The following is a 25,155-nucleotide window of genomic DNA, read 5'->3' on the forward strand; positions in this document are numbered from 1 at the left end:
GCCGCTTGGGCGCTGGACACAGGAACGCTTGCCTTGAATTCACCGCTTGAAGCCACCCCCGATGCCCGGCGTGACACGACGTCCGCCGGGCGTGCTCGTGCGCCCGAAGGCACCTTCGAGCTGAGCCGCAAGCGTGTCGACGAACTCGACACGATCTTTGGCGTTGGCGGGTTGCTGGCGCGCGCGCTCGACGGCTATCGGCCGCGTACGTCGCAGATCGAGATGGCCCGCGCGGTCGCGTCCGCGATGGAGGCGTCCGCGCGCCGGATGCCCGAGCCCGAGATCTTCGAAACCCGCAAGCGGCCGGCGCGCCGCCTGGGCGAGGCCGACAAGACGGCCGGCTCGGCCGCGGACGCCGCCGCTGCGGCAGCCGAATCCGACAGCGACACCGGCGACAACACGCTGATCGTCGAGGCCGGCACGGGTACCGGCAAGACCTACGCGTATCTGGTGCCCGCGATGCTGTGGGGCGGCAAGGTGATCGTGTCGACCGGCACGAAGCATCTGCAGGACCAGCTGTTCCAGCGCGACATCCCGACCGTGCGCAACGCGCTCGCGGTGCCGGTGTCGGTCGCGATGCTCAAGGGCCGGGCCAACTACCTGTGCCACTACTACCTGCAACGCACGGCCGACAACGGCCGGCTGCCGTCGCGGCAGGATACGGCCTATCTGCAGGAAATCGTCCGCTTCGCGAAGATCACGAAGAGCGGCGACAAGGCCGAACTCGCCAGCGTGCCGGAAAACGCGCCCGTATGGTCGATGGTCACGTCGACGCGCGACAACTGCCTCGGCCAGGAATGCCCGCACTACAAGGAATGCTTCGTGATGCAGGCGCGGCGCGAGGCCCAGCAGGCCGACATCGTCGTCGTCAACCATCACCTGTTCTTCGCGGACATCATGCTGCGCGACACGGGGATGGCCGAACTGCTGCCGAACGCGAACACGATCATCTTCGACGAAGCGCACCAGCTGCCGGAGACGGCGACGCTGTTCTTTGGCGAGACGCTGTCGACGACGCAGATCCTCGAGCTCGCGCGCGACACGGTCGCAGAAGGCCTGAGCCATGCGCGCGACGCGGTCGAGTGGGTGAAGCTCGGCGGCGATCTCGAGCGCGCGGCGCGCGATCTGCGCCTCGCGTTCGCGAACGATCAGATCGTGCGCATGTCGCTCGCGCAGCTCGGCGACGATCACCCGATGTTCGGTGCGCTCGACGCGCTCGACGCTGCGCTCGAAGCGCTCGCGTCGGCGCTCGCGAGCCAGGCCGAGCGCGCGGAATCGCTCGGCGCGTGCCTGCGGCGCGCGCGTGAGCTGCAGGACCTGCTGGCCGGCTGGGTCGCGCCCGGCGCGGCGGAAGCGGCCGCGAAAGCCGATGCGGCAGCCGCCGGCGACAAAGCCGCATCCGACGGCGATCCGAACGAGAAGGTGCGCTGGGTCGAGGTATTCGCGCATACCGTGCAGCTGCACGAGACGCCGCTGTCGGTCGCGCCGATTTTCGCGAAGCAGCGTGCGGGCGTGCCGCGTGCATGGGTGTTCACGTCGGCCACGTTGTCGGTGCGCGGCGATTTCACGCACTACGCGGCGCAGATGGGCCTCAGCTCGCGCCGTTCGATGACGCTCGCCAGCCCGTTCGATTACCAGTCGCAGGGGCTGCTGTACGTGCCGCGCAACCTGCCGCAGCCGTCGTCGCCGGCGTTTACCGATGCCGTGTTCGATGCCGCGCTGCCGGCGATCGAGGCATCCGGCGGCGGCGTGTTCATGCTGTGCACGACGCTGCGCGCGGTCGACCGGATCGCGTCGAAGCTGCGCGACGTGATCGAATCGCGCGGCTGGAACACGCCGCTGCTCGTGCAGGGCGACGCCAGCCGTACCGAGCTGCTCGACCGCTTCCGCGCGTACGGCAATGCGATCCTGGTCGGCAGCCAGAGTTTCTGGGAAGGCGTCGACGTGCGCGGCGATGCATTGTCGCTGGTCGTGATCGACAAGCTGCCGTTCGCGCCGCCGGACGATCCGGTGCTGGCCGCGCGGCTCGATGCGTTGACGAAGAAGGGGCTGAGCCCGTTCGCCGTGCACCAGTTGCCGCAGGCCGTGATCACGCTGAAGCAGGGCGCGGGCCGGCTGATTCGTGCGGAGACGGATCGCGGCGTGCTGATGATCTGCGACACGCGACTCGTCGACAAGCCGTACGGGCGCCGGATCTGGCAAAGCCTGCCGCCGTTCAAGCGCACGCGCGAGATCGCGGTCGTGCAGGATTTCTTCGACGAACGCCGCTCCGACAAGGGCGCGTGACTGCACACGCGGCGCTGGCCGCGTGAACGCCGCGGTGCCGCCGGAGTGCGGCGCCAATAAAAAACCCGGCTCGATGGCCGGGTTTTTTGCGTGCGCGACGGTATTACATCGCGCGGTGCGTCAGAACTGCCACCACGACTTCTTCGAGCCGGGGCGCGAATGGCCCGTCACGTACGGGCTGTCGGGGAACGTGCCCGCGAGCACGCGCTTGGTGTCCTCGGCGAGTTCCGGCTGGTTCAGCTTGCCGTACGACAGGATCATGATGTGCAGCGCATCCTCGATCGCCGGCGCGCCCTTGTAGTCCTTGATCGCGAGCTGCGCGCGGTTGATGGCCGCGACATACGCGCCGCGACGGTAGTAGTAGTCGGCCGCGTGCACTTCGTGCGACGCGAGCGCGTTGACGATGTAGCGCATCCGCGCGGCCGCATCGGGCGCGTACTTGCTCTTCGGGAAGCGGTCGACGACGACCTTGAACGCATCGTACGATTCGCGCAGCGCCTGCGGATCGCGCTCGCTCATGTCCTGGCCGGAGAAGCGCCCGAACAGGCCGAGATCGTCGTTGAAGTGGATCATCCCCTTCAGGTAGTACGCGTACGGGATGTCCGGATGATCGGGGTGGAGCTGGATGAAGCGATCGACGGCCTGGTCGGCGGCTGCCGCTTCGTTATCCTTCCAGTTGCAGTATGCAACGTTGATCTGCGCCTGCTGCGCGAAATGGCCGAACGGATCGCGGCCTTGCAGCGATTCGAAATATTTCGCGCACTTGCCCCAGTCGCCGCCGGACAGTGCGTCCTGGGCCTCTGAGTATAATTTGTTGTTCGACCAGGTAGCCGTCTCGTCCTGCTTCTGCGGCAAGCCGTGGCAGCCGGCGATGAGGGCCGCGGCCGCTACCGCCGCAGCCCGGGCGGCGACGGTTCTGGCCGTACGTTTGGTCGAATTCATCATGCTCGCATGTCCTAGCTTCAAGTCTCGGTGACCCAGTCTAAATGACCCGTTCAAGTTCGCAGAATGCCCAGCCGGGCACACCAAATCGCGAAGATTATAGCCCAAGCGATCGGCCCGCCGACGCTGCGTCGGGGGATTCCCTCGATGACGATCTGGCCGGCGACGCCGTGCAGCCGCCCGTGGTGCCGTCCGCGGCGCTCGACGACGCGCCGCGCATCGTCGAAGTGCCGCTGTCGCTTGCGGGCGAACGCCTCGACAAGGCGCTCGCCCAACTGTTCCCCGAATTCTCGCGCAGCCGCCTGCAGAGCTGGATCGAGGCGCAGCGCGTGCTGGTCGACGGCGCGCCGGCGAAGATCCGCCAGCCGGTGCCGCTCGGCGCGAAGATCGAGCTCGTGCCCGATCTGCTGCCCGAGCAGCTCGCGTTCACGCCGGAGCCCGTGCCGCTCGACGTGATCTACGAGGACGACGCGCTCGTCGTCATCAACAAGCCGGCCGGCCTCGTCGTCCATCCGGCCGCCGGCAACTGGAGCGGCACGATCCTCAACGGCCTGCTGCATCGCTACGGCGACGCGGCGGCCGGCCTGCCGCGCGCGGGGATCGTCCACCGGCTCGACAAGGAAACCTCCGGCCTGATGGTCGTGGCACGCACGCTGGCCGCGCAGACGGACCTCGTGCGCCAGCTGCAGGCCCGCACGGTGAAGCGCCGCTATTTCGCGCTCGTGTGGGGCACGATGCCCGAGGAGGGCACGATCGACGCGCCGATCGGCCGCGACCCGCGCGAGCGCACGCGCATGGCCGTCGTCACCGGTGCGTCCGGCAAGCCCGCGCGCACGCATTTCCGTACGGTTGACACATGCCTGTGGCAACGTCAGCCGGTTTCGGCGATTCAGTGCGATCTCGAGACCGGCCGCACGCACCAGATCCGCGTGCACTGCGCGCACGCCGGGCATCCGCTGCTCGGCGATCCGGTCTACGGGCGTGCGCGCGGCAAGCGTTCGGTCGCGCCGCTGCCCGACGGGTTCGCGCGACAGGCGCTGCATGCGTGGCGGCTCGGTCTCGTGCATCCGGTCACGGGCAAGGCGATGCAGTGGCGCTGCCCGCTGCCGGACGACATGAACGCCCTGATCGCGGCGCTCGGCTTCGGGCAGGGCGACGAGGAATTCGACGACGACGACGGTGTCTACGACGATGACGATTTCGGCGGCGAGTATCACGACGACGAGCCGTACCTGGACGACGAGGAGGAGTGAGTGCCGATGACGAACCTGGCGCCGTTGACGTGGCAGGACTGCGTGCGGCCCGACTGGCAGGTGTCGCCGCGCGTGCGTGCGCTGATCACGACGCGCGACGGCGGTGTGAGCGAAGGCCCGTACGGGCGCTGGCGGGACGGTGCCGCGCTGCCGGGCGGGATGAATCTCGGCCTGCATACCGGTGACGATCCCGACCATGTGGCCGTCAATCGCGCGCGCGTGCTCGCCCTCGCGGGCCAGTCGAGCGCCGCCTGGCTCGAGCAGGTTCACGGTGCGCGGATCGTGCGGGCGGACGAGGTGATCGCCGCGGCGCCCGCGGCCACGGCGCCGGTGCAGGCCGACGCGAGCGTCACGAACCAGCCGGGCACCGTCTGCGTGGTGATGGTGGCCGATTGCCTGCCCGTGCTGCTGTGCGATGCGCAGGGCCGCGCGGTCGGCGCCGCGCATGCGGGCTGGCGCGGGCTCGCGGCCGGCATCGTCGAGCAGACGGCCGCGCGCGTCGCGGCGCTCGCGGGCGGCGCGACGGACACGCTGCACGCGTATCTCGGGCCGGCGATCGGCCCGCAGGCGTTCGAGGTCGGCGCCGACGTGCGCGATGCGTTTCTCGACACGGCCCCTCAGTCGGAGCATGATGAAACCCGTCATGCGTTTGTCGCGATCGACGGCGCGCCCGGCAAGTTTCTCGCCGATCTCTACGCGCTCGCGCGCTTGAGGCTCGCGCGTGCGGGCGTGGCGCACGTGAGCGGCGGGACGGCATGCACGGTCGCCGAACGCGCGCGCTTTTACTCGTACCGGCGCGACCGCGTGACGGGCCGCATGGCCGCGGCAATCTGGCTGGCCGATTGATTGCATGTGCATGCGCGCCGATTTTGTTGCGTCGCGAAATCGGGTTATCTCGATATTGAGGCGGCAATGCGGCGGTGCATGCGCGACTGAATGAAAAATCCCGGAGTCAAGCCATACAAAATGTTTTATGTTTCGCCGGAACCCTTGTCCCGTCTGTTGTACGCGGATTATCTCCGTGCAGAAATGTTCAGTGGTTTGATCGTGCGCTTCACATGGGGAAAACGATAATGATAAAAATACCGCACTGCGGCAGAATCTGGAGACGCCTCTCCAGAGCATGACGGCCCGGCTCGCAGCCGGCACGCCGCGCGCGAGCAGGATTTCACGATTGACGCTCACGAATCACCGGTAAGGCAGGTAATGACAGCATCGAAAAATTCGTCGACGTCCGCACATGCGGGCACTTCCGCGGGCAACGCCGGTGTCGATCCGGCCGCCCAGCCGATGCAGCAGATGTTCGAGTCGTGGTTGAACGCGTGGCGCGGTTTTGCCGACCCGGCGCGCGCCGCGACGGTATCGGCCTCCGTCAATCCGTTCGCGACATTCCAGTTCCCGACGTCGTTTCCGTTCCAGCTGCCGTCGATGCCCGACCTGGGCGCGATGGCGTCGCCGTTCGCGGGGCTGAAGCTGCCGGTTGCGGCGATTCCGCCCGAACGGCTGCAGGCATTGCAGGCCGACTACGCGCGCGACTGCATGACGCTGATGCAGCAGGCGGCCGCCGCGAAGCTCGAATCGCCCGAGTTGAAGGACCGCCGCTTCAGCGGCGACGCGTGGAAGGCGTCGCCCGCACATGCGTTCGCGGCCGCCTGGTATCTGCTCAACGCGCGCTATCTGCAGGAGCTGGCCGACGCGCTTCAGACCGATCCGAAGACGCGCGAGCGCATCCGCTTCACGGTCCAGCAATGGACGGCCGCCGCCGCGCCGAGCAACTTCCTCGCACTCAATCCCGACGCACAGAAATCGATTCTCGAGACGCAGGGCGAAAGCCTGCGGCAGGGGATGATGAACCTGCTCGGCGACCTGCAGCGCGGCAAGATTTCGCAGACCGACGAATCGCAGTTCGTGGTCGGCAAGAACCTCGGGTGCACCGAAGGCGCGGTCGTGTACGAGAACGACCTGATCCAGCTGATCCAGTACACGCCGAAGACGGACAAGGTGTTCGAGCGGCCGCTGCTGATCGTCCCGCCGTGCATCAACAAGTTCTACATCCTCGACCTGCAACCCGAGAATTCGCTTGTCGCGCACGCGCTGTCGAACGGTCATCAGGTGTTCCTCGTGTCGTGGCGCAACGCGGATGCATCGGTCGCGCACAAGACGTGGGACGACTACATGAACGAGGGGCTGCTCGCGGCGATCGATGCGGTGCAGCAGGTCAGCGGCCGCGAGCAGATCAACACGCTCGGCTTCTGCGTCGGCGGCACGATGCTCGCGACCGCGCTCGCGGTGCTCGCCGCGCGCGGCGAACATCCGGCCGCGTCGATGACGTTGCTCACCGCGATGCTCGACTTCACCGATACGGGCATCCTCGACGTGTTCGTCGACGAGGCGCACGTGCAGATGCGCGAGCAGACCATCGGCGGCAAGAACGGTACGCAACCGGGGTTGATGCGCGGCGTCGAGTTCGCGAACACGTTCTCGTTCCTGCGGCCGAACGATCTCGTGTGGAACTACGTCGTCGACAACTACCTGAAGGGCCGCACGCCCGCGCCGTTCGACCTGCTGTACTGGAACAGCGATTCGACGAGCCTGCCGGGCCCGATGTACGCGTGGTACCTGCGCCATACCTATCTCGAAAACAAGCTGCGCGAACCGGGTGCGCTGACCGTGTGCGGCGAATCGGTCGACCTGTCGCTGATCGACGTGCCGACCTTCATCTACGGTTCGCGCGAGGATCACATCGTGCCGTGGCAGACGGCCTACGCATCGACGTCGATCCTGTCGGGCCCGCTGAAGTTCGTGCTCGGCGCGTCGGGGCACATCGCGGGCGTGATCAACCCGCCGGCGAAGAAGAAGCGCAGCTACTGGGTCAACGACGATCTGCCCGAATCCGCGGACGACTGGTTCGCCGCGGCGACCGAGCAGCCGGGAAGCTGGTGGACGACGTGGGTCGAATGGCTCGATGCGTACGGCGGCCGCAAGGTCGCGCCGCCGGCCCAGCCGGGGTCCGCGCAATTCCCGGTGATCGAGCCGGCGCCCGGCCGTTACGTGTTGCAGCGCGATTGACGAAAACCGGACAGCGGCGCACGCTGTCCGGTGCACCGCAGTTTTTTTAACAGGGCCGGTAACGATGCGCCGTGTCGTGCGGGCCTGGAGGAACGGGAAATGACGGATGTAGTGATCGTATCGGCCGCGCGGACCGCGGTCGGCAAATTCGGCGGCTCGCTCGCGAAGATCGCGGCGCCCGAACTGGGCGCGACGGTGATCCGCGCAGTGCTGGAGCGCGCGGGCGTGAAGCCCGAGCAGGTCAGCGAAGTGATCATGGGCCAGGTGCTGACGGCCGGCTCGGGGCAGAACCCGGCGCGGCAGTCGCTGATCAAGGCGGGGCTGCCGACGGCCGTGCCGGGCATGACGATCAACAAGGTGTGCGGCTCGGGCCTGAAGGCCGTGATGCTGGCGGCGAACGCGATCATCGCGGGCGACGCGGACATCGTGATCGCAGGCGGCCAGGAGAACATGAGCGCGTCGCCGCACGTGCTGCCGGGCTCGCGCGACGGGTTCCGGATGGGCGACGCGAAGCTGGTCGACACGATGATCGTCGACGGCCTGTGGGACGTGTACAACCAGTACCACATGGGCATCACGGCGGAGAACGTCGCGAAGGAATACGGGATCACGCGCGAAGAGCAGGACGCGTTCGCGGCGCTGTCGCAGAACAAGGCGGAAGCCGCGCAGAAGGCCGGCCGCTTCGACGACGAGATCGTGCCGGTGTCGATCCCGCAACGCAAGGGCGAGCCGCTGCAGTTCGCGACCGACGAGTTCGTGCGTCACGGCGTGACGGCGGAGTCGCTGGCCGGGCTGAAGCCGGCGTTCTCGAAGGAAGGCTCGGTGACGGCGGCGAACGCGTCGGGGCTGAACGACGGTGCGGCGGCGGTGCTGGTGATGTCGGCGCAGAAGGCGGCGGCCCTGGGGCTGACGCCGCTGGCGCGGATCAAGGCGTACGCGAACGCGGGCGTGGATCCGAGCGTGATGGGCATGGGCCCGGTGCCGGCGTCGCGCCGTGCGCTGGAGCGCGCGGGCTGGACGCCGGGCGACCTGGACCTGATGGAAATCAACGAAGCGTTCGCGGCGCAGGCGCTGGCGGTGCACAAGCAGATGGGCTGGGACACGTCGAAGGTGAACGTGAACGGCGGGGCGATCGCGATCGGGCATCCGATCGGCGCGTCGGGCTGCCGGATCCTGGTGACGCTGCTGCACGAGATGGTCAAGCGCGACGCGAAGCGCGGGCTGGCGTCGCTGTGCATCGGCGGCGGGATGGGCGTCGCGCTCGCGGTCGAGCGTCCGTAAGCGGCCCTCCGTAACCGGCCGTTCGCCATTGGCGAACCGAATCCGTGCGCCGGCCGATTGCGGCTTCGGCCGGCGTCACGTGAAGTCAGAGGGGGCGTTCGGCAGCTCTCGAAACCAAAAAATGGAGTGAGATTTATGTCTCAGCGAATTGCGTACGTAACGGGCGGGATGGGCGGCATCGGCACCAGCATCTGCCAGCGCCTGTCGAAAGACGGCTTCAAGGTGGTCGCAGGTTGTGGCCCGAACTCGCCGCGCCGGGTGAAATGGCTCGAGGACCAGAAGGCGCTCGGGTACGACTTCATCGCGTCGGAAGGCAACGTCGGCGACTGGGACTCGACCAAGGAAGCGTTCGACAAGGTCAAGGCCGAAGTCGGCGAGATCGACGTGCTGGTCAACAACGCGGGCATCACGCGCGACGTCGTGTTCCGCAAGATGACGCATGAAGACTGGACGGCGGTGATCGACACCAACCTGACGAGCCTGTTCAACGTGACGAAGCAGGTGATCGACGGAATGGTCGAACGCGGCTGGGGCCGCATCATCAACATTTCGTCGGTGAACGGCCAGAAGGGGCAATTCGGCCAGACGAACTACTCGACCGCGAAGGCCGGCATTCACGGCTTCACGATGTCGCTCGCGCAGGAAGTCGCGACGAAGGGCGTGACGGTCAACACCGTGTCGCCGGGCTACATCGGCACCGACATGGTGAAGGCGATCCGCCCCGACGTGCTCGAGAAGATCGTCGCGACGATCCCGGTGCGGCGTCTCGGCGGCCCCGAGGAAATCGGCTCGATCGTCGCGTGGCTCGCGTCGAACGATTCCGGCTTCGCGACGGGCGCCGACTTCTCGCTGAACGGCGGCCTGCACATGGGCTGAGCGTCCGGGCTGCGCCGGCCGGCTGGCCGCGCAGCCGGGCGTTTTCCGAAGGCCCCCGCCTCCCGGATTCGGGCGGCGGGGATTCGTCACTTGCGCTACGCTGCACTCAAAGGCGTTACATGACTACTACAAAGAAGACGGCCGAACGGCTCATCAAGAAGTACCCGAACCGCCGGCTCTACGATACCGAGACAAGCACGTACATTACGCTCACCGACGTGAAGCAGCTCGTGCTGGAGCAGGAGGATTTCAAGGTCGTCGATGCGAAATCCAATGAAGACCTGACGCGCAGCATCCTCCTGCAGATCATCCTCGAGGAGGAAAGCGGTGGCGTGCCGATGTTCTCGTCGTCGATGCTGTCGCAGATCATCCGTTTCTACGGTCATGCGATGCAGGGCATGATGGGCACGTATCTGGAAAAGAACATCCAGGCCTTCATCGACATCCAGAACAAGCTCGCGGATCAATCGAAGAACCTCTACGAAGGTAACGCGATGAATCCGGAAGTCTGGTCGCAGTTCATGAACATGCAGGCGCCGATGATGCAAGGGATGATGACGAGCTACATCGAGCAGTCGAAGAACATGTTCGTGCAGATGCAGGAACAGATGCAGAACCAGGCGAAGTCGATGTTCAGCACGTTCCCGTTCAAGCAGCCGGGCGCGCCGGAGCCCGAAAAGAAGTAAGCGTTTCGCGGCAGGCCGGCCGGGGCGGCGCGAGCCGCCGGGCGTCGGTGCCGCGAAGCGGGGCGGCCGGTCGCTGTCGTGCATTCGGGCACGACGATGCGCGGCTGCCGCCTGCCGAAAGAGATCGCCGACGGTCGTCCAGGATCGTCGGCATCGAATGCCCGTGCCCGGTATGCACGGGTATCGCCGTTGTCCCAGTCGATCGAGATCCAGTCCATACGAATGAAAGCCCGGGCGCGCCGCGCCGGGTGGTGCGCGTTTGCGCCCGCGCGGGCGCGCGCCTGTCGTACCATAAGCGGCGCCGCATGGCGATGCGTGGAAGCCGCTTGCGGCGAACCACGCAGCGGTTCCCGCGCATGGCGACAGGTGCGATGCCGCGTCGATGCGGGGCGGCCGAGAAAAACAAACCGACTGAGAGAAAGCATGCGAGGGATTCGAACGGCATCGACCGGCAGGCTGGCCGGTCTTGCTGCGATGTTCATGATGGGTGTCGGCCTGGCCGTGCCGGGCTTTGCGATGGATTGCGCGAAAGCCGTCCAGCCGATCGAGAAGCGCATTTGCGCGACCCCCGCGTTGCGCGCGGCCGATGCGCGGTTGAATGCGGCCTATGCGGGCGCGCTGAAGGCCGCGCCGGACGCTGCCATCCGCGACATGCTGGTGCGTAGCCAGCGCCGCTGGCTCGACGCGCGCAACAAACGGCTCGACACCGGTTACGAAGGCCATCGGCTGGCCGTCGACGAAGTGCGCAAGGCCCTCGATCGGCGCATCGCGGTGCTGGCCGACCGATCGGGTGAAGGGCTGATCGCACGTGCGCTGGCCGAGCGGCAGTGGCTCGCGAAATACAGCGGCGGCCCGCTGGCCGGCTTCGATGCAAACTGCGACTTCATCCCCGACGATGCGAGCGGCGCACACGTTTCTTATGCGTGTTTCGGCGCGATTCATGTACAGCATCACGCGCGGGTGTGCAGCCAGAGCGAGGACTGGGCGACCGGCGCGGTCTATCAGTACCGCCTGGTGAGCGCGGCCGACGGCGGGAGGGTGCATCCGGTGGCGTTCTGCGAAGCGCAAGGCACGCATGCCTGCGACAGCGGCAGCGCGCAGGCGGGATGGGTGCGTGCCGCGGCGTCCGGTGGCGAGAACCGTACGCCAGCGCCGGTGACGGGCCTGCCGCCACTCGACGCCGAGTTGTGGCCGCTCGGCGAGGACAGCGATGCCGCGTGGTTCGAGCGGTGTCTGAAGGCGCCGGTGTTTCCGGATGCGCGCTGACGCGTGGTGTTTGGTGTTCGAGCAAGGCCCGCGATGGCGGGCTTTCTTGTTGCGTCGGCAAGGAACGCACGGGCGGCCGGCGGCAAACGATCATCCGCTTCGACGCCGCGCAAGCACGCATGCATGCGCGAGATCATGCGAAATGATCGATTGCCTGCGGGCGGGTAGCCGGTTCGGACCGGCGTGACGCGTTTCGTCGTGACTCAGTGCGCCGGGCCGAAATCCTGGTCGTCGTCCGACGGCGGCAGGTCGAGCACGAGCTTGACCGCGCTGTAGTTGGCCTTGAGCGAGAACACGCGGCCAATCACGAGAAACGTCTGCCGGGAATTTTCGAGCTCGACGAAGTCGCCCGGTTGCGGGACATGCGCGCCCTGGTCGTATGAAAAGCTGGTGCTGGTCTGTTCACCGATGGCTTCTGCGGCGTGTTCGGTGAATTCGATCGTGAGGTGGGTAGTCATGCGAATCCCGTTGCGTGGATGGAAGAGGGCGATGGCTTCGATTTTCGCATAGCGGCGGCGTGCTTCCGCGGCGATTGTTGCGCGACCGCGGTGGCGGATCGTGCTCGCCTGCCGGTTCGCGCATATGCGATCGCAACGCGGGGCGAAGCTGGTGTTGACGACGAAGCCGTCCTCCATCAGCGAGAGGCCGGACAGGCCGGCGCCGATGCCGTAGGTCAGGCCTTCCTCGTCGCGGACGGTCGCCATCAAGCGGCCCGTGAAGCCGCTGCCCAGGACCGCGATGCCCGCACTCAGGAGCAGGTAGTCGCCGTCGCTGGCGCGCAGGTCGATGGCCTGCCCCGGCGCCACGCTGACGGTCGCCTTGTCCTTCATTGCGATGCGCTGCGTGTCGGGGCCGAAATGAAAGGGTCGCATCAAACTCCGATTCGTGACCCGCCGATCATCATGCGGCGTGGTCGAGCGGGCGGCCCATGCCGTCGCCAACCGCTCATTTTGGCTCGCCGCCCCTAAATCGCTGTAAACTCACGCTTTTGCTGCCACGCCCCCACATTCCAGATGTCCCAATCCCCCAAAGTAGGGTTCGTATCCCTCGGCTGCCCGAAAGCGCTCGTCGATTCCGAACAAATCATCACGCAACTGCGCGCCGAAGGTTATGAAATCTCCGGCAGCTACGACGGCGCCGATCTCGTCGTCGTGAACACCTGCGGCTTCATCGACGAAGCCGTGCAGGAAAGCCTCGACGCGATCGGCGAAGCGCTGACCGAGAACGGCAAGGTGATCGTCACCGGCTGCCTCGGCGCGAAGTCGAGCGCGAGCGGCTCGAACCTGATCGAGGAGGTCCACCCGAAGGTGCTCGCCGTCACCGGCCCGCACGCGGTGGGCGAAGTGATGCAGGCCGTGCATTCGCACCTGCCGAAGCCGCACGACCCGTTCGTCGACCTCGTGCCCGCGGCGGGCATCAAGCTCACGCCGCGTCATTACGCGTACCTGAAGATCTCCGAAGGCTGCAACCACCGCTGCACGTTCTGCATCATCCCGTCGATGCGCGGCGATCTGGTATCGCGTCCGGTCGCCGAAGTGATGCTGGAAGCCGAGAACCTGTTCAAGTCGGGCGTGAAGGAGCTGCTCGTGATCTCGCAGGACACGAGCGCATACGGCGTCGACGTGAAGTACCGCACGGGCTTCTGGAACGGCAAGCCGATCAAGACGCGCATGACCGACCTGGTCGCCGCGCTCGGCGAACTCGCCGCGCAGTATGGCGCATGGGTGCGCCTGCACTACGTGTATCCGTATCCGAGCGTCGACGAAGTGATTCCGCTGATGGCCGAAGGCGCGTTCAAGGGTCACGTGCTGCCGTATCTCGACGTGCCGTTCCAGCATGCGCACCCGGAAGTGCTGAAGCGCATGAAGCGTCCGGCGAACGCCGAGAAGGTGCTCGAGCGCGTGCAGAAGTGGCGCGAGATCTGCCCGGACCTGACGATCCGCAGCACGTTCATCGCGGGCTTCCCCGGCGAGACGGAAGAACAGTTCGAAACGCTGCTCGACTTCATCCGCGAAGCGGAACTCGATCGCGTCGGCTGTTTCGCGTATTCGCCGGTCGAGGGCGCGACCGCGAACGACCTCGACGGCGCGCTGCCGGACGAGGTCCGCGAGGAACGTCGCGCGCGCTTCATGGAAGTGGCCGAGGAAGTATCGGCGAACCGCATGCAGCGCAAGGTCGGCAAGACGCTCAAGGTGCTGATCGACGAAGTGAGCGCGGAAGGCGGGATCGGCCGTACGGCAGCCGATGCGCCGGAGATCGACGGCGTCGTCTACGTCGAGCCGGCGGCGAAGGCATCGAAGCGCTACAAGGTCGGCGATTTCGTGTCCGTGAAGATCACGGGCGCCGACGGCCACGATCTGTGGGGCGAGGTGTAAGCGATGGCCGCCGCATTCCCGGAGATCCTCGCGCTCGGCGAGGCGATGATCGAATTCAACCAGTCGCAGCCGGGGCGTCCTGAATTCCTGCAGGGCTTCGGCGGCGATACGTCGAACTTCTGCATCGCGGCGGCGCGCCAGGGCGCATCGACGGGCTTCGTGTCGGCGATCGGCGACGATCCGTTCGGCCGCCTGCTGGCCGACATGTGGGCGTTGGAACGCGTCGACACGACGTACGTGCGGATCGACCGCTCCGCGCCGACCGGCGTGTATTTCGTCACGCATGGCGCCGACGGCCACCAGTTCGATTATCTGCGCGCGGGCTCGGCGGCGAGCCGCTACGCGACGGGCGACCTGCCGCTCGACGCGCTCGCGGCCGCGAAGGCCGTGCACCTGTCGGGCATCAGTCTTGCGATCAGCACGGCCGCGTGCGACGCGGCATTCGCGGCGATCGACCATGCACGCCGCCACGGCGCGAAGGTCAGCTTCGACACGAACCTGCGCCTGAAGCTGTGGCCGCTGGCGCGAGCCCGCGCGGTGATGCGCGAGGCGCTGCGGCAGACGGACATCTGCCTGCCGAGCTGGGACGACGTCACGGCGCTCACGGGCGCGAACGATCGCGACGCGATCGTCGACGCGATGCTCGAACACGGGCCGCAGGTCGTCGCGCTGAAGCTCGGCAAGGAAGGCGCGTATGTCGCGACGCCGAACGAGCGGCGCGTCGTGCCGGGCTTCGCGGTCGACGCCGTCGACGCGACCGGCGCGGGCGACTGCTTCGGCGGCGCGTTCGTCGCGCGGATCGTCGCAGGCGACGATCCGTTCGCGGCCGCGCGCTATGCAAACGCGGCGGCGGCACTGTCGACGACCGGTTACGGCGCGGTCGCGCCGATTCCGCACCGCGAGGCGGTGGAACGCCTGATGCGGGGCTGACTGACGCAAAACGCGCACGCCCGCACATTCACGGCGCAGGCTTGCGCGGTCACGCAGAAACCGGGTCTCGACCCGGCACGGTCCGCGATTGCCGGGCGAATCTGAAGCAAGGAGCAACACAAGGTGGGTCGATATTCGGAATGGCAACGGGCGCTCGTCGTCGCCGGTGCGCTGGCAGCAGGCATCGCGCTGCCGAAGGTGGTCGCCGCGCAGGCGGTCGTACCGGGCGTGCAGCAGGATGAACCGGCGCCGGCGCGGCCGCTGAAGCCGAATCCTGAGTTCGCCCGCCTGCCGCGCTACGAAGGCACGCTCGGCGATCGGCCGATCGTCGTGCATCTCGGCCCGAAGACGGACGAGGAGGGCGTGCACGGCGAATACCAGTTCGCCGACACGGGCGAGGTCGTGCTGCTCGCGGGCGACCGCGACGGCGATACGCTCGAGATCGAGGAGTCGAACGACGGCACGAACATCACCGGCGTGTGGATCGGCCGCTTCGACGCGACGGGCGACCTGAAGGCCGACCGGATGAACTCGGACGAATCGGATCCGCAGCCGGTCGTGCTGCATCTGGCGCCGGGCAAGCGCGCGGCGCTGCAGGTGCGCGACGGCCGCGTGCACGAAATCGAGACGGTGGGCGGCATCGTCAACCTGCGTACCGACGACTGAGCGCGTGCTGGCTCGGTGTGCGCGGCGCGCATTGTACCGGGCCAAGCGCGCCGATTTTGGCTACTCTAACGACATATTCCGCAACCGAACGGCCTCGTGCCCGGCCTCCCAGTCATGACTGCATCCACTCCCAAGCGCGCGCTGCAAACCCGCATCGTTCAACCCGACGACGTCATTCCGGAAGGCTTCCGTTCGTTCGTGCCGCCGGTCGCGCGCGCGTCGACGGTCGTGTTCCCCGATCTCGCGACGATGCGCGCGCTGGTCTGGCACGACGACAACCAGTGGCGCTACGGGCTGCACGCGACGCCGACGTCGCTCGCGCTCGCGCAGCGGCTCGCCGAGATCGAAGGCGGCACGCACGCGCTGCTGCAGCCGTCGGGCCTCGCGGCGATCATGAACGTCTACTTCGGGATCGTGAAAGCGGGCGACGACGTGCTGATTCCGCATAACGTGTACGGCCCGAACGCCGATCTCGGCAACTGGCTCGCGAAGGATTTCGGCATCACCGTGCGCTTTTACGATCCGATGGTCGGCGCCGGCATCGCCGAGCTGATCCAGCCGAACACGCGGCTGATCTGGATCGAGGCGCCGGGCTCGGTGACGATGGAAGTGCCCGACGTGCAGGCGATCACGGCGGCCGCGAAGGCGCGCGGCATCGTCACCGCGATCGACAACACCTTTTCGGCGGGGCTCGCGTTCAAGCCGTTCGCGCACGGCGTCGACATTTCGGTGCAGGCGCTGACCAAGTACCAGTCGGGCGGCAGCGACGTGCTGATGGGCGCGACGATCACCGCGAACGCGGAGTTGCACGCGCAACTGAAGCTCGCGCGGATGCGCTGCGGGATCGGCGTGTCGGTCGACGATTGCTCGCTCGTGCTGCGCAGCCTGCCGAGCATGCAGGTGCGCTTCGACGCGCACAGCAAGAGCGCGCTCGCGCTCGCGCAATGGCTGAAGGCGCGGCCGGAGATCGCGGCGGTGCTGCATCCGCAGATCGCCGACTGCCCGGGGCACGCGTCGTTCATGCGCGATTTCACGGGCGCGGGCGGGCTGTTCTCGGTGGTGTTCGACGAACGCTACAGCGCGGAGCAGGTCGACCGTTTCGTCGAGTCGCTCGAACTGTTCGCGATCGGCTGGAGCTGGGGCGGCGCGTGCAGCCTCGCGATGCCTTACGACGTCGCGTCGATGCGGCCGGACTGGCCGCATCGCGGCACGCTGGTGCGTTTCTACGTCGGTCTGGAAGACGAATCCGACTTGCGCGCGGACATTGAGCGCGCGATGCAGGCTACGCTCGGCTGATCGCAGGCCGGCAACGTCCGGCCCAAAAACGAAACGCCGGCGCGATGCTCTATCGCGCCGGCGTTTTCATTGACGGTGCCGCGGAATCAGAACAGTCGCAGCAGCCCGTCGAGGCCGACATGGTCGAATGCGACGGTGGCCGCATCGCGCACGACGGGCTTCGCGTGGAACGCGACCGACAGCCCGGCTTCGGCCATCATCTTCAGGTCGTTCGACCCGTCGCCCATCGCGATCGCGTGGCTCGGTTCGAGGCCGAGCGACGCGCAGGTCTCGCGCAGCAGGCGCGCCTTCACGTCGGCGTTGACGATCTCGCCGAGCACCTTGCCGGTGAGCTTGCCGTCGACGAGCTCGAGCGTGTTCGCATGCGCGTAGTCGAGGCCGAGGCGGTTTTTCAGCCGCTCGGTGAAGAACGTGAAGCCGCCCGACACGAGCAGCGTCTTCATGCCGGCGGCCTTCACGCCGGCCAGCATCGTCTCGGCGCCCGGCGACAGTTGCAGCCGTTCTTCGTACACGCGTTCGAGCGCGTGCGCGTCGAGCCCGGCCAGCAGCGCGACGCGGCGCGTGAGGCTTTCGTTGAAATCGCGGATCTCGCCGCGCATCGATGCTTCGGTGATCTCCGCGACCTGCGTTTTCAGCCCGCAGAAATCGGCGATCTCGTCGATGCATTCGATCGTGATCAGCGTCGAATCCATGTCCATCACCGCGAGCCCGAAATCGCCGAGCGTGAGGCCGGCCTCGACGAACCCGAAGTCGAGCGCATGCGTGCCGCAGTACGCGTCGATGTCGAGGCGCTGCGCCGGGCTCGCGTTTTCGACGCGCAGCGCGTGCTCGTCGGTCTGCACGATGCGGGTGCCGCGCGACAGCGCGAGTAGCGGTTTGTGATGGGCGTCCGACAGCGGCGCAAGACTCTGGATGACGAGATTGTGGGTCATGACGAGTGGTTGGGAGGCGAATGAATGACGTGCGCGGCCCATGGGCGGCCGCCTGCGAGCGCGGGCCCCGTGCGGCTGCGGGCCATTGCGTCGCGAACGCGCCATTGTAGCCGGTTGGCCGCGCGTGGCGGCCGGCGCCGGCGCGAAACCGTGCGCGGTGCGGCGGTGATTACCCGTCTGCGCGATCCCAGTACGGCGGATCGCCGAAATGCTCGGCCAGGAACGCGATGAACGCGAGCGTTTTCAGCGGCACGTGCGCGCGGCTCGGATAGACGGCCCAGATCGCGACGTCGTCCGCGAACGGGTAGTCGTCGAGCACGGTGACGAGCGCGCCGCTCGCGAGCAGCGGGCCGACGTCCCAGGTCGACTTGATCGCGATCCCGAAGCCGTCGACGAGCGCTTCGCGGATCGCCTCGCCGTTGCTCGCGACGAGCCGGCCGCCGACCCGCACCGTGAGCGGGCCCTGCGGCGTCGCGAACGACCAGTCGCGCTGGTCGCCGAGGATCACGCACTCGTGCTGCGTCAGGTCGGCCGGATGGCGCGGCGTGCCGTGTTCGGCGAGATAGGCGGGCGAGCAGCACAGCACGCGGCGGTTGGTGGCGAGCTTGCGGGCGACGAGCGTCGAATCCTTCAGCGCGCCGAGGCGGATCGCGACGTCGTAGCCGTCGTCGACCAGATCGACGATCTCGTCGGACAGCCGCAGATCGAGCGACACGGACGGGTAGCGCCGCAGGAACGCCGGAATCACCGGCGCGACGTGCTGGCGGCCGAACGACGACGACATCGACACCTTCAGCCGCCCGTACGGCTCGCTGCGGCCGCGGCCGACGGACGCGCGCGCCGCATCGGCGGCCGCCAGCAGCGCGTCGGCGCGCGCCATGAAGATTTCGCCGTCCTGCGTGAGGCTGATGCGGCGCGTGGTGCGATGCAGCAGCCGCGCGCCGAGCTGGCGTTCGAGCTGCGCGATGCGCGCGCTCGCGACCGCGGCCGACACGCCGAACTCGCGCCCGGCGGCGCTGACGTTCGCGAGCAGCGCCGCGCGCACGAACAGCGCGACGTCGAGCAGGTCGAGCGGCTTGTCGGGCGCCGAAATCGGATCGAACGTCATTATTCTGAAATTCCTGAAAATGTTTCAGGAAATATAGCGGTTTTCTCGAAGGATCGGGTTGCCTACGATGGCACGCATGGAGGTTGCGCCGCAGCCTGCCGGATTCCCTGAAAGGAGTATCGAGATGAAAGCCGTTGGATTGACCCGTTATCTGCCGATCGACGACCCGCAAGCGTTGCTCGACGTCGAGCTGCCGCAGCCCGTGCCGGGCCCGCGCGACCTGCTCGTGAAAGTCGAGGCGATTTCCGTGAACCCGGTGGACACCAAGGTGCGTGCGCCGAAGCCGCAGGTCGAGGAGACGCCGCGCGTGCTCGGCTGGGATGCGGCCGGCACGGTCGTCGCGGTCGGCGCCGACGTCACGCTGTTCCGGCCCGGCGACGAAGTGTTCTACGCGGGCAGCATCACGCGCCCCGGCGCGAACAGCGAATTCCACGCGGTCGACGAGCGGATCGCCGCGTTAAAGCCGCGCACGCTCGACTTCGCGGCGGCCGCCGCGCTGCCGCTGACCGCGCTGACCGCGTGGGAAGCGCTGTTCGACCGGTTGCGCGTGTCGCCGCAGGGGGCCGACGCCGGCAAGTCGGTGCTGATCATCGGCGGCGCGGGCGGCGTGGGCTCGATCGCGATCCAGCTCGCGAAGACGCTCGGCAAGCTGCACGTGATCGCGACCGCGTCGCGGCCGGCATCGGCCGAATGGGTGCGCACGCTGGGCGCGGATGCGGTGGTCGACCATTTCGGCGACCTGCCGGCGCAGTTGCGCGAGGCCGGCCATCCGAGCGTCGACTATGTGCTGATCTTCAACGATACCGACCATCATTTCCCGGCCGCCGCGGAAGTCATCCGGCCGCAGGGCGGCATCTGCACGATCGTCGAGAACGCGAAGCCGGTGCCGGTCGAGTTGCTGAAGGCAAAGAGCGCCGCGTTTCACTGGGAATTCATGTTCACGCGTGCGATGTTCGAGACGCCGGACATGATCGAGCAGCACAAGATCCTGAGCGAGGTCGCGCGGCTCGTCGACGCCGGCACGCTGCGCACGACGCTCGGCGAACAGCTCGGCACGATCAACGCCGAGAACGTGCGGCGCGCGCACCAAATGCTCGAGGGCGGGCGCGCGATCGGCAAGATCGTGCTGAGCGGTTTCTGAGCCGGCGGCGCGCGTCGATAAGGTTGCGGCGCCGCGAACGCAAGCGGGGTAACACCCGATGCGTTTGCGGCGCATTGCGCCCCGCTTGGCGGTAGACTGGCAACGCATCATGCATCGAAAACCGCGCGGCACGTGCGTGCCGTCGCATGACAAGGAGGTCAGCATGAGCCAACGCAGCTTGTCGGTCGCCGCATCGTGGTCGGTCGTGTTCGCGGCGGCGTGCGTCAGCGCGAGCGTATTCGCGGCGCCGCCGGTCAAGGGCAGCCTGAAGGGCGGCGGTACGGGACAGCTCGAATACACCGTCAAGGTCGACTCGAAGACCTTCGGCAATACGCAGGAGACCCGCAAGATCCGCTCGGGCGAGACGGACGATTTCAACTGGAAGTCGGTGCCGCCGAGCGGCGCGGTCGCGATGCAGGACGGCTGCCCGAACGCCGAGAACCTGCCGCGCGACGCGAATGGTGCGATGGTGCGGCAGACCCAGGTGCGGCTCGCGCCATCGGTCGACGCGAAGGGCGTCGCCAACGTGCAGCTGAGCTTCCAGGCAGCCGCGCCGAAAGGCACGCGCAGCGTGACGGCCGGCGGCAAGTCGCTGCAGTGTCCGGACGTCGTGTCGGTGAGCCAGGTGAAGTGGGTGTCGCTTCCGACCAACGGCGGCTCGAAGGCCGTGACGATGAGCGACGGCACCAAGGTGACGGTGTCGATCAAGCATTGAGCGGCGCGCGCGGGCCGGCGTTTCGTTCGGTGCGCGCGCAACCGGTTCGATCGGCGCAACGAGCAGGGCGGCACGCGAGCGGGTGGTGCCGTGCCGCCGTTGCCGTGCGTTCCGTTGCCTGCTTCGCGGTACGGGGCCGCGGCCGTGCAACGGCGCTGCGTGACGTCATGCGGATGTCACGTCATGCTCGCCCGCATCCTTTCCTTCCGGTCGTCACATCCCGATGAAATTTCGCCTGCGCGCGCCGCGGCTGCTGTCGCCGCCGCGCGTCAGTGCGCGCGTTCTTCGAGCCGCGCCGCGAGAAAGCGGTGATCGGCCGAGAACAGCCGGCGATACGTCATCAGCACCGCGCCGACGGTGCCGAGCGCGGACGCCGCCGCGATCAGGAACATGATCACGATCTGGTAGCGCACGGCCTGCAGCGGCGACTGGCCGGCCAGCACCTGGCCCGTCATCATCCCCGGCAGGCTCACGACGCCGACCACCGCCATCTGGTTCAGCGTCGGCAGCATGCCCGCGCGCACGGCCTGGCGCGCGGCGTCCTGCGCGGCTTCCCAGCGCGTCGCGCCGAGCGCGAGCGCGGTTTCGACGCGATCGCGGCGCGCCGTGAGTTCTTCCATCATCCGCTCGACGCCGAGCGACACGCCCGTCAGCGTGTTGCCGAGAATCATCCCGAGGATCGGGATCGCATATTGCGGCGCGAACCACGGATGGATGCGGATCACGACGAACAGCCCGACCGCCGCGACGAACCAGCTGCTGAACCAGATCGACGCGATGCTGTCGATGCGCTGGCCGCGGTACGTCCGCTTGCCGCGCCCCGCGCCGGCGAAACCGGCGATCAGCGTCATCAGCGCGGTGAGCGGCAGCACGACGTACCAGTGCGGATGGCCGAACACCCAGCCGAGCACGTAGCCGATCGCGAGCAACTGCACGACGGTGCGCACCGCCGCGAGCGCGAGCTTGCGGCCGAGGCCGAGCGACAGCGCCGCGGAGATCGCGCCGTTGACGGCGACGAGCGCGGCCGCGATGCCGACGTCGACGAGGCTCAGGTCCTGCAGGGCCGGGCTCATTGCGCCGCCTCCGCCGGGTTGGCCGCGTGCAGCACGCCGGCCTGCATCACGAGCCGCATCGTGCCGATCCGCGCGGCCTGGGCCGGATCGTGCGAGATCCACATGTAGGCGCGGGCATCGGGCGCCGCGTCGAACCACGCGCCGACGAGCGCTTCGATCGCGCGCGCCGATTCGGGATCGAGCGCGGAGGTCGGCTCGTCGAGCAGCAGCACGTCGGGATCGAGTTGCAGCACGCGCAGCAGCGCGGTGATCTGCGCTTCGCCGCCGGACAGGTCGCTCGCGCGCTTGTCGAGAAAATCGGCGCCGCGGCCGGCCTGCGCGGCGAGCGCTTCGGCGCGCGCGCGATCGAACGCGACGTCGCGATAGATCGCGAGCGAGTACGGGTAGCGCAATTGCGATTCGACGGTGCCGTCCATTTGCGCGGGGCGCTGGCGGACATAGGCGATGCTGCGCCGGTAGCGCGGAATCGCACTGCGCCGGATCCGGCGGCCGCGCCACAGCAGGTGACCGCCGTCGAGCGGATCGAGCAGTGCGAGCGCGCGCAGCAGCACGCTCTTGCCCGACCCGGACGGTCCGGTGATAGCAATTCGCGATCCCGCGGCGAGGCTGAAATCGGTCGGGGCGAGCAGCGTCTTGCCGCTGCCGGCGTCGCGCCGCGTGATGCGCTGCGCGTCGATGAGGCCGGTGGTGGAGGTCATGTCAAAAATGAAAAAAAGCGTTAATGGCGCCGAAAGGCCGCCATGTCGTGCGCCATAATACCGATTGAAAAGCCGCCAGTGTCGAGCGCCGTTCGTCCACGCAAGCGGCAGCGGCAGCGACAGGGTGCGGCAACACTTCAGAACAACAACGGAACCGCCATGACGCTAACCCGAGCCATCGGCAAATCGGCTGCATGGATCGTCGGTATCGTCGCGGTGCTCATCGCGGCGGCCGGCATCTTTCTCTTCACGTTCGACTGGAACCGCGCGAAACCGTGGGTCAACGAACAGGTGAGTGCCGCGCTCGGCCGCCCGTTCGCGATCAACGGCGATCTCAAGGTCGGCTGGCGTCGCCCCGACGGCGAGACCGGCTGGCGCGCATGGGTGCCCTGGCCGAGCTTCTCCGCCACGCAACTCGAGATCGGCAATCCGGACTGGGCGCAGGCGCCCAAGTTCGTCACGCTCGACGCCGCGCACTTCGATCTCGCGATCCTGCCGCTGCTGGCGCATGAAATCGTCATCCCGTCGATCGACGTCGTGAATCCTGCCGTCGATCTCGAACGGCGCGCGGACGGCAGCAACACGTGGACCTTCCAGTTCAAGCAATCGTCGCAGCCTTCGCGGTGGAAGGTGCGGCTCGACAGCTTCGGTTTCGCGAAGGGCACGGTCACGTATCGCGACGCGATCACGAAGGCCGACCTGAACGTTGCGATCGATACGCTCGGCCAGCCGATCCCGCTCGGCGACGTGCTGAAGGAGCAGGAGCAGACGTCGCGTGCGGCGTCGGCGCAGCGCGTCGGCAAGCATGGCGCCGCGCAACTGGGCGCGAAGGCCGACGCGGAAGCCGCGTCGGGGGCGTCGGGGGCGAGTGCGGCGGCGGCCTCGGGGGCGTCGGCGGCGAGTGTCGTTGCGTCGGCGGCTTCCGGTTCGTCGGGGGCATCCGCTCCGTCGGCTTCGTCCGCGCCTTCCGCATCGGCGGCCGCTGCCACGTCCGGCGCGAGCGGGGCCGCGGCGCCCACGCAGCCGGCCGGCCCGACCTATGCATTCGGACTCAAGTTCGATGGCCGCTACAAGAACGTGCCGATCAGCGGCACCGGCAAGGTGGGTGGCGTGCTGGCGATCGAGAACGCGACGCGGCCGTTCCCGCTGCAGGCCGACGTGAAGGCCGGCGATACGCGGCTCGCGATCGTCGGCACGCTGACCGACCCGATGCATCTCGCGGCGCTCGACCTGCGGCTGTGGCTGCAGGGCACGTCGATGTCGCACCTGTACCAACTGACCGGCATCACGCTGCCCGACACGCCGCCATATGCGACCGAGGGGCGCCTGATTGGCCAGATCAAGCAAAATGCGAGCACGTTCCGCTACGAGAACTTCAACGGCCGCGTCGGCGGCAGCGATCTCGCCGGCACGCTCACCTGGGCACAGCGCGAGCCGCGGCCGAAGCTGTCGGGCGAACTCGTGTCGAACCTGCTGCAGTTCTCCGACCTCGCGCCGGTGATCGGCGCCGACTCGGCCGCGAGCAAGAAGAAGCGCGGCGACACGACGCGCCAGCCGCCGGACCGCGTGCTGCCGGTCGCGGCGTTCCGCACCGAACGCTGGAGCGCGATCGATGCGGACGTGAAGTTCACCGGCCGCAAGCTGATCAAGAGCGCGAACCTGCCGATTACCAACCTGTACACGCACATCCTGATGCAGGACGGCGTGCTGACGCTGGAGCCGCTGCAGTTCGGCGTCGCGGGCGGCACGCTCGCGACGAATGCGCATCTCGACGGTAGCCGCACGCCGCTCAAGGGGCGCTTCACGCTGAGCGCACGCCACCTGAAGCTCAAGCAGCTGTTCCCGACTCAGAAGGTGATGCAGACCGCGCTCGGCGAGATCAACGGCGACGCGTCGCTGTCGGCGACCGGCAATTCGCCGGCCGCGCTCGCGGCGACGTCGACCGGCGAAGTGAAGGCGCTCATCACGAACGGCCGCATCAGCCTTCTGCTGATGGAGGCCGCGGGCCTGAACGTCGCGAACGTCGTCTACGAGAAGCTGTTCGGCAGTCGCGACGTCAACATCAATTGCGCGGCGATCGATTTCGCCGCGAACGACGGCATGCTCGAGCCGAAGGTCTTCGCGCTCGACACCGACGATGCGCTGATCAACGTCGACGGCCCGATCAACCTGCGCGACGAATCGCTCGACCTGAAGATCCATCCGCACACGAAGGGCTTCCGGATCTTCTCGCTGCGCTCGCCGTTGTATGCGAAGGGCACGTTCAAGAACCCGAAGGTCGGCGTCGATGCGGGCGCGCTCGCGCTGCGCGCCGGCGCGATGGTCGGGCTCGGGCTGATCAACCCGTTCGCGGCGCTGATCCCGCTGATCGCGCCGAGCAACAACCGCGACGTGCCGTGCTCGGAACTGTTCGGGCAGATGAAGGCGCAGGCGGCGCAGAAAGCGGCCAAGAAGGCCGGCAAGTGATGCGCGGCCGCGGGAGCGGCATGCGCCGCCGTGATGCGCCACCATGCGGCATCGGCGTCGTTGCCGCGACCGGCCGAGCGCCGGCCGCGCTGCACT

General features: G+C 67.7%; 21 protein-coding genes and 1 pseudogene. 15 read left to right on the forward strand and 7 right to left on the reverse strand.

Translation table 11 applies throughout. The annotated features are described in order from the left end of the window. Positions 1 to 33: 33 nt before the first annotated feature. On the forward strand, positions 34 to 2,286 hold the full coding sequence (locus HWX14_RS02135; RefSeq protein ID WP_175881351.1) for an ATP-dependent DNA helicase: 2,253 nt from the start codon (positions 34 to 36) through the stop codon (positions 2,284 to 2,286). 120 nt (positions 2,287 to 2,406) lie between these two features. Here the strand turns inward: HWX14_RS02135 and HWX14_RS02140 are convergent, their stop codons facing one another. Further along, positions 2,407 to 3,231, reverse strand: coding sequence for an outer membrane protein assembly factor BamD (locus tag HWX14_RS02140; protein WP_039360216.1), 825 nt, complete (start codon positions 3,229 to 3,231; stop codon positions 2,407 to 2,409). Positions 3,232 to 3,272: 41 nt separating this feature from the next. On the opposite strand from HWX14_RS02140, the gene HWX14_RS02145 reads away from it, so the two are divergent. From HWX14_RS02145 to HWX14_RS02175, 7 genes are all read left to right on the forward strand, one after another. Next, positions 3,273 to 4,481 carry an RluA family pseudouridine synthase gene (locus HWX14_RS02145; protein ID WP_175881352.1) on the forward strand — a complete coding sequence of 403 codons (1,209 nt, stop codon included), beginning with the start codon at positions 3,273 to 3,275 and terminating at the stop codon, positions 4,479 to 4,481. Positions 4,482 to 4,487: 6 nt separating this feature from the next. After that, complete coding sequence (pgeF, locus tag HWX14_RS02150; RefSeq protein ID WP_175881353.1) at positions 4,488 to 5,327, forward strand: peptidoglycan editing factor PgeF; 840 nt, start codon at positions 4,488 to 4,490, stop codon at positions 5,325 to 5,327. A 360-nt stretch (positions 5,328 to 5,687) separates the two neighbouring features. Continuing rightward, positions 5,688 to 7,550 (forward strand): class I poly(R)-hydroxyalkanoic acid synthase, encoded by a 1,863-nt coding sequence (phaC, locus tag HWX14_RS02155; protein ID WP_175881354.1) that lies wholly within the window; start codon positions 5,688 to 5,690, stop codon positions 7,548 to 7,550. Positions 7,551 to 7,649: 99 nt separating this feature from the next. Next, the gene (locus tag HWX14_RS02160; RefSeq protein ID WP_175881355.1) at positions 7,650 to 8,831 is read left to right on the forward strand and encodes an acetyl-CoA C-acetyltransferase; all 1,182 of its coding nucleotides are present in this window, start codon (positions 7,650 to 7,652) and stop codon (positions 8,829 to 8,831) included. Between the two features lie 135 nt (positions 8,832 to 8,966). Continuing rightward, on the forward strand, positions 8,967 to 9,707 hold the full coding sequence (locus HWX14_RS02165; RefSeq protein WP_006491801.1) for a 3-ketoacyl-ACP reductase: 741 nt from the start codon (positions 8,967 to 8,969) through the stop codon (positions 9,705 to 9,707). 119 nt (positions 9,708 to 9,826) lie between these two features. Next, positions 9,827 to 10,393 (forward strand): polyhydroxyalkanoate synthesis repressor PhaR, encoded by a 567-nt coding sequence (gene phaR / locus HWX14_RS02170; RefSeq protein WP_011549704.1) that lies wholly within the window; start codon positions 9,827 to 9,829, stop codon positions 10,391 to 10,393. A gap of 423 nt (positions 10,394 to 10,816) precedes the next feature. After that, positions 10,817 to 11,659 carry a lysozyme inhibitor LprI family protein gene (locus tag HWX14_RS02175; RefSeq protein WP_175881356.1) on the forward strand — a complete coding sequence of 281 codons (843 nt, stop codon included), beginning with the start codon at positions 10,817 to 10,819 and terminating at the stop codon, positions 11,657 to 11,659. 203 nt (positions 11,660 to 11,862) lie between these two features. On the opposite strand, the gene HWX14_RS36325 is transcribed toward HWX14_RS02175, so the two are convergent. After that, positions 11,863 to 12,117 (reverse strand): hypothetical protein, encoded by a 255-nt coding sequence (locus HWX14_RS36325; RefSeq protein WP_012328614.1) that lies wholly within the window; start codon positions 12,115 to 12,117, stop codon positions 11,863 to 11,865. A gap of 168 nt (positions 12,118 to 12,285) precedes the next feature. Continuing rightward, positions 12,286 to 12,531: pseudogene (locus HWX14_RS36850) on the reverse strand (insulinase family protein); the annotation flags it as partial. 141 nt (positions 12,532 to 12,672) lie between these two features. Here HWX14_RS36850 and rimO point away from each other — a divergent pair. The 4 genes from rimO (at position 12,673) to HWX14_RS02205 (ending at position 16,926) form a co-directional block, all read left to right on the forward strand. Then, entirely contained in the window at positions 12,673 to 14,034 is a 1,362-nt protein-coding gene (gene rimO, locus HWX14_RS02190; RefSeq protein WP_011549710.1) for a 30S ribosomal protein S12 methylthiotransferase RimO, read from the forward strand. Positions 14,035 to 14,037: 3 nt separating this feature from the next. Continuing rightward, entirely contained in the window at positions 14,038 to 14,964 is a 927-nt protein-coding gene (locus tag HWX14_RS02195; protein ID WP_175881357.1) for a sugar kinase, read from the forward strand. Between the two features lie 123 nt (positions 14,965 to 15,087). Continuing rightward, complete coding sequence (locus HWX14_RS02200) at positions 15,088 to 15,630, forward strand: hypothetical protein (RefSeq protein ID WP_175881358.1); 543 nt, start codon at positions 15,088 to 15,090, stop codon at positions 15,628 to 15,630. Positions 15,631 to 15,744: 114 nt separating this feature from the next. Beyond that, positions 15,745 to 16,926: a cystathionine beta-lyase gene (locus tag HWX14_RS02205; protein ID WP_175881359.1), complete on the forward strand. Its 1,182-nt coding sequence runs from the start codon at positions 15,745 to 15,747 to the stop codon at positions 16,924 to 16,926. An 86-nt stretch (positions 16,927 to 17,012) separates the two neighbouring features. On the opposite strand, the gene serB is transcribed toward HWX14_RS02205, so the two are convergent. Together serB and HWX14_RS02215 are read right to left on the reverse strand one after the other, a co-directional pair. Next, positions 17,013 to 17,858 carry a phosphoserine phosphatase SerB gene (gene serB, locus HWX14_RS02210; RefSeq protein WP_175881360.1) on the reverse strand — a complete coding sequence of 282 codons (846 nt, stop codon included), beginning with the start codon at positions 17,856 to 17,858 and terminating at the stop codon, positions 17,013 to 17,015. 169 nt (positions 17,859 to 18,027) lie between these two features. Then, positions 18,028 to 18,966, reverse strand: coding sequence for a LysR family transcriptional regulator (locus HWX14_RS02215; RefSeq protein ID WP_175881361.1), 939 nt, complete (start codon positions 18,964 to 18,966; stop codon positions 18,028 to 18,030). 124 nt (positions 18,967 to 19,090) lie between these two features. Here HWX14_RS02215 and HWX14_RS02220 point away from each other — a divergent pair, with 124 nt between their 5' ends. Together HWX14_RS02220 and HWX14_RS02225 are read left to right on the forward strand one after the other, a co-directional pair. Next, complete coding sequence (locus tag HWX14_RS02220) at positions 19,091 to 20,107, forward strand: zinc-binding alcohol dehydrogenase family protein (RefSeq protein ID WP_175881362.1); 1,017 nt, start codon at positions 19,091 to 19,093, stop codon at positions 20,105 to 20,107. 163 nt (positions 20,108 to 20,270) lie between these two features. Further along, positions 20,271 to 20,822 carry a DUF6013 family protein gene (locus HWX14_RS02225; protein ID WP_175881363.1) on the forward strand — a complete coding sequence of 184 codons (552 nt, stop codon included), beginning with the start codon at positions 20,271 to 20,273 and terminating at the stop codon, positions 20,820 to 20,822. A gap of 269 nt (positions 20,823 to 21,091) precedes the next feature. Here HWX14_RS02225 and fetB read toward each other — a convergent pair whose 3' ends face one another. Together fetB and HWX14_RS02235 are read right to left on the reverse strand one after the other, a co-directional pair. After that, positions 21,092 to 21,895: an iron export ABC transporter permease subunit FetB gene (gene fetB, locus HWX14_RS02230; RefSeq protein WP_126361734.1), complete on the reverse strand. Its 804-nt coding sequence runs from the start codon at positions 21,893 to 21,895 to the stop codon at positions 21,092 to 21,094. Continuing rightward, complete coding sequence (locus HWX14_RS02235; protein WP_175881364.1) at positions 21,892 to 22,593, reverse strand: ATP-binding cassette domain-containing protein; 702 nt, start codon at positions 22,591 to 22,593, stop codon at positions 21,892 to 21,894. The genes fetB and HWX14_RS02235 overlap by 4 nt, the downstream gene beginning before the upstream one ends. A gap of 159 nt (positions 22,594 to 22,752) precedes the next feature. On the opposite strand from HWX14_RS02235, the gene HWX14_RS02240 reads away from it, so the two are divergent. Then, a complete protein-coding gene (locus HWX14_RS02240; protein WP_175881365.1) occupies positions 22,753 to 25,059 on the forward strand; it encodes an AsmA family protein in 2,307 nt (768 codons plus the stop codon). Positions 25,060 to 25,155 lie beyond the last annotated feature (96 nt).

The organism is Burkholderia sp. BCC0044, assembly GCF_902832955.1.
Classification (GTDB): domain Bacteria; phylum Pseudomonadota; class Gammaproteobacteria; order Burkholderiales; family Burkholderiaceae; genus Burkholderia.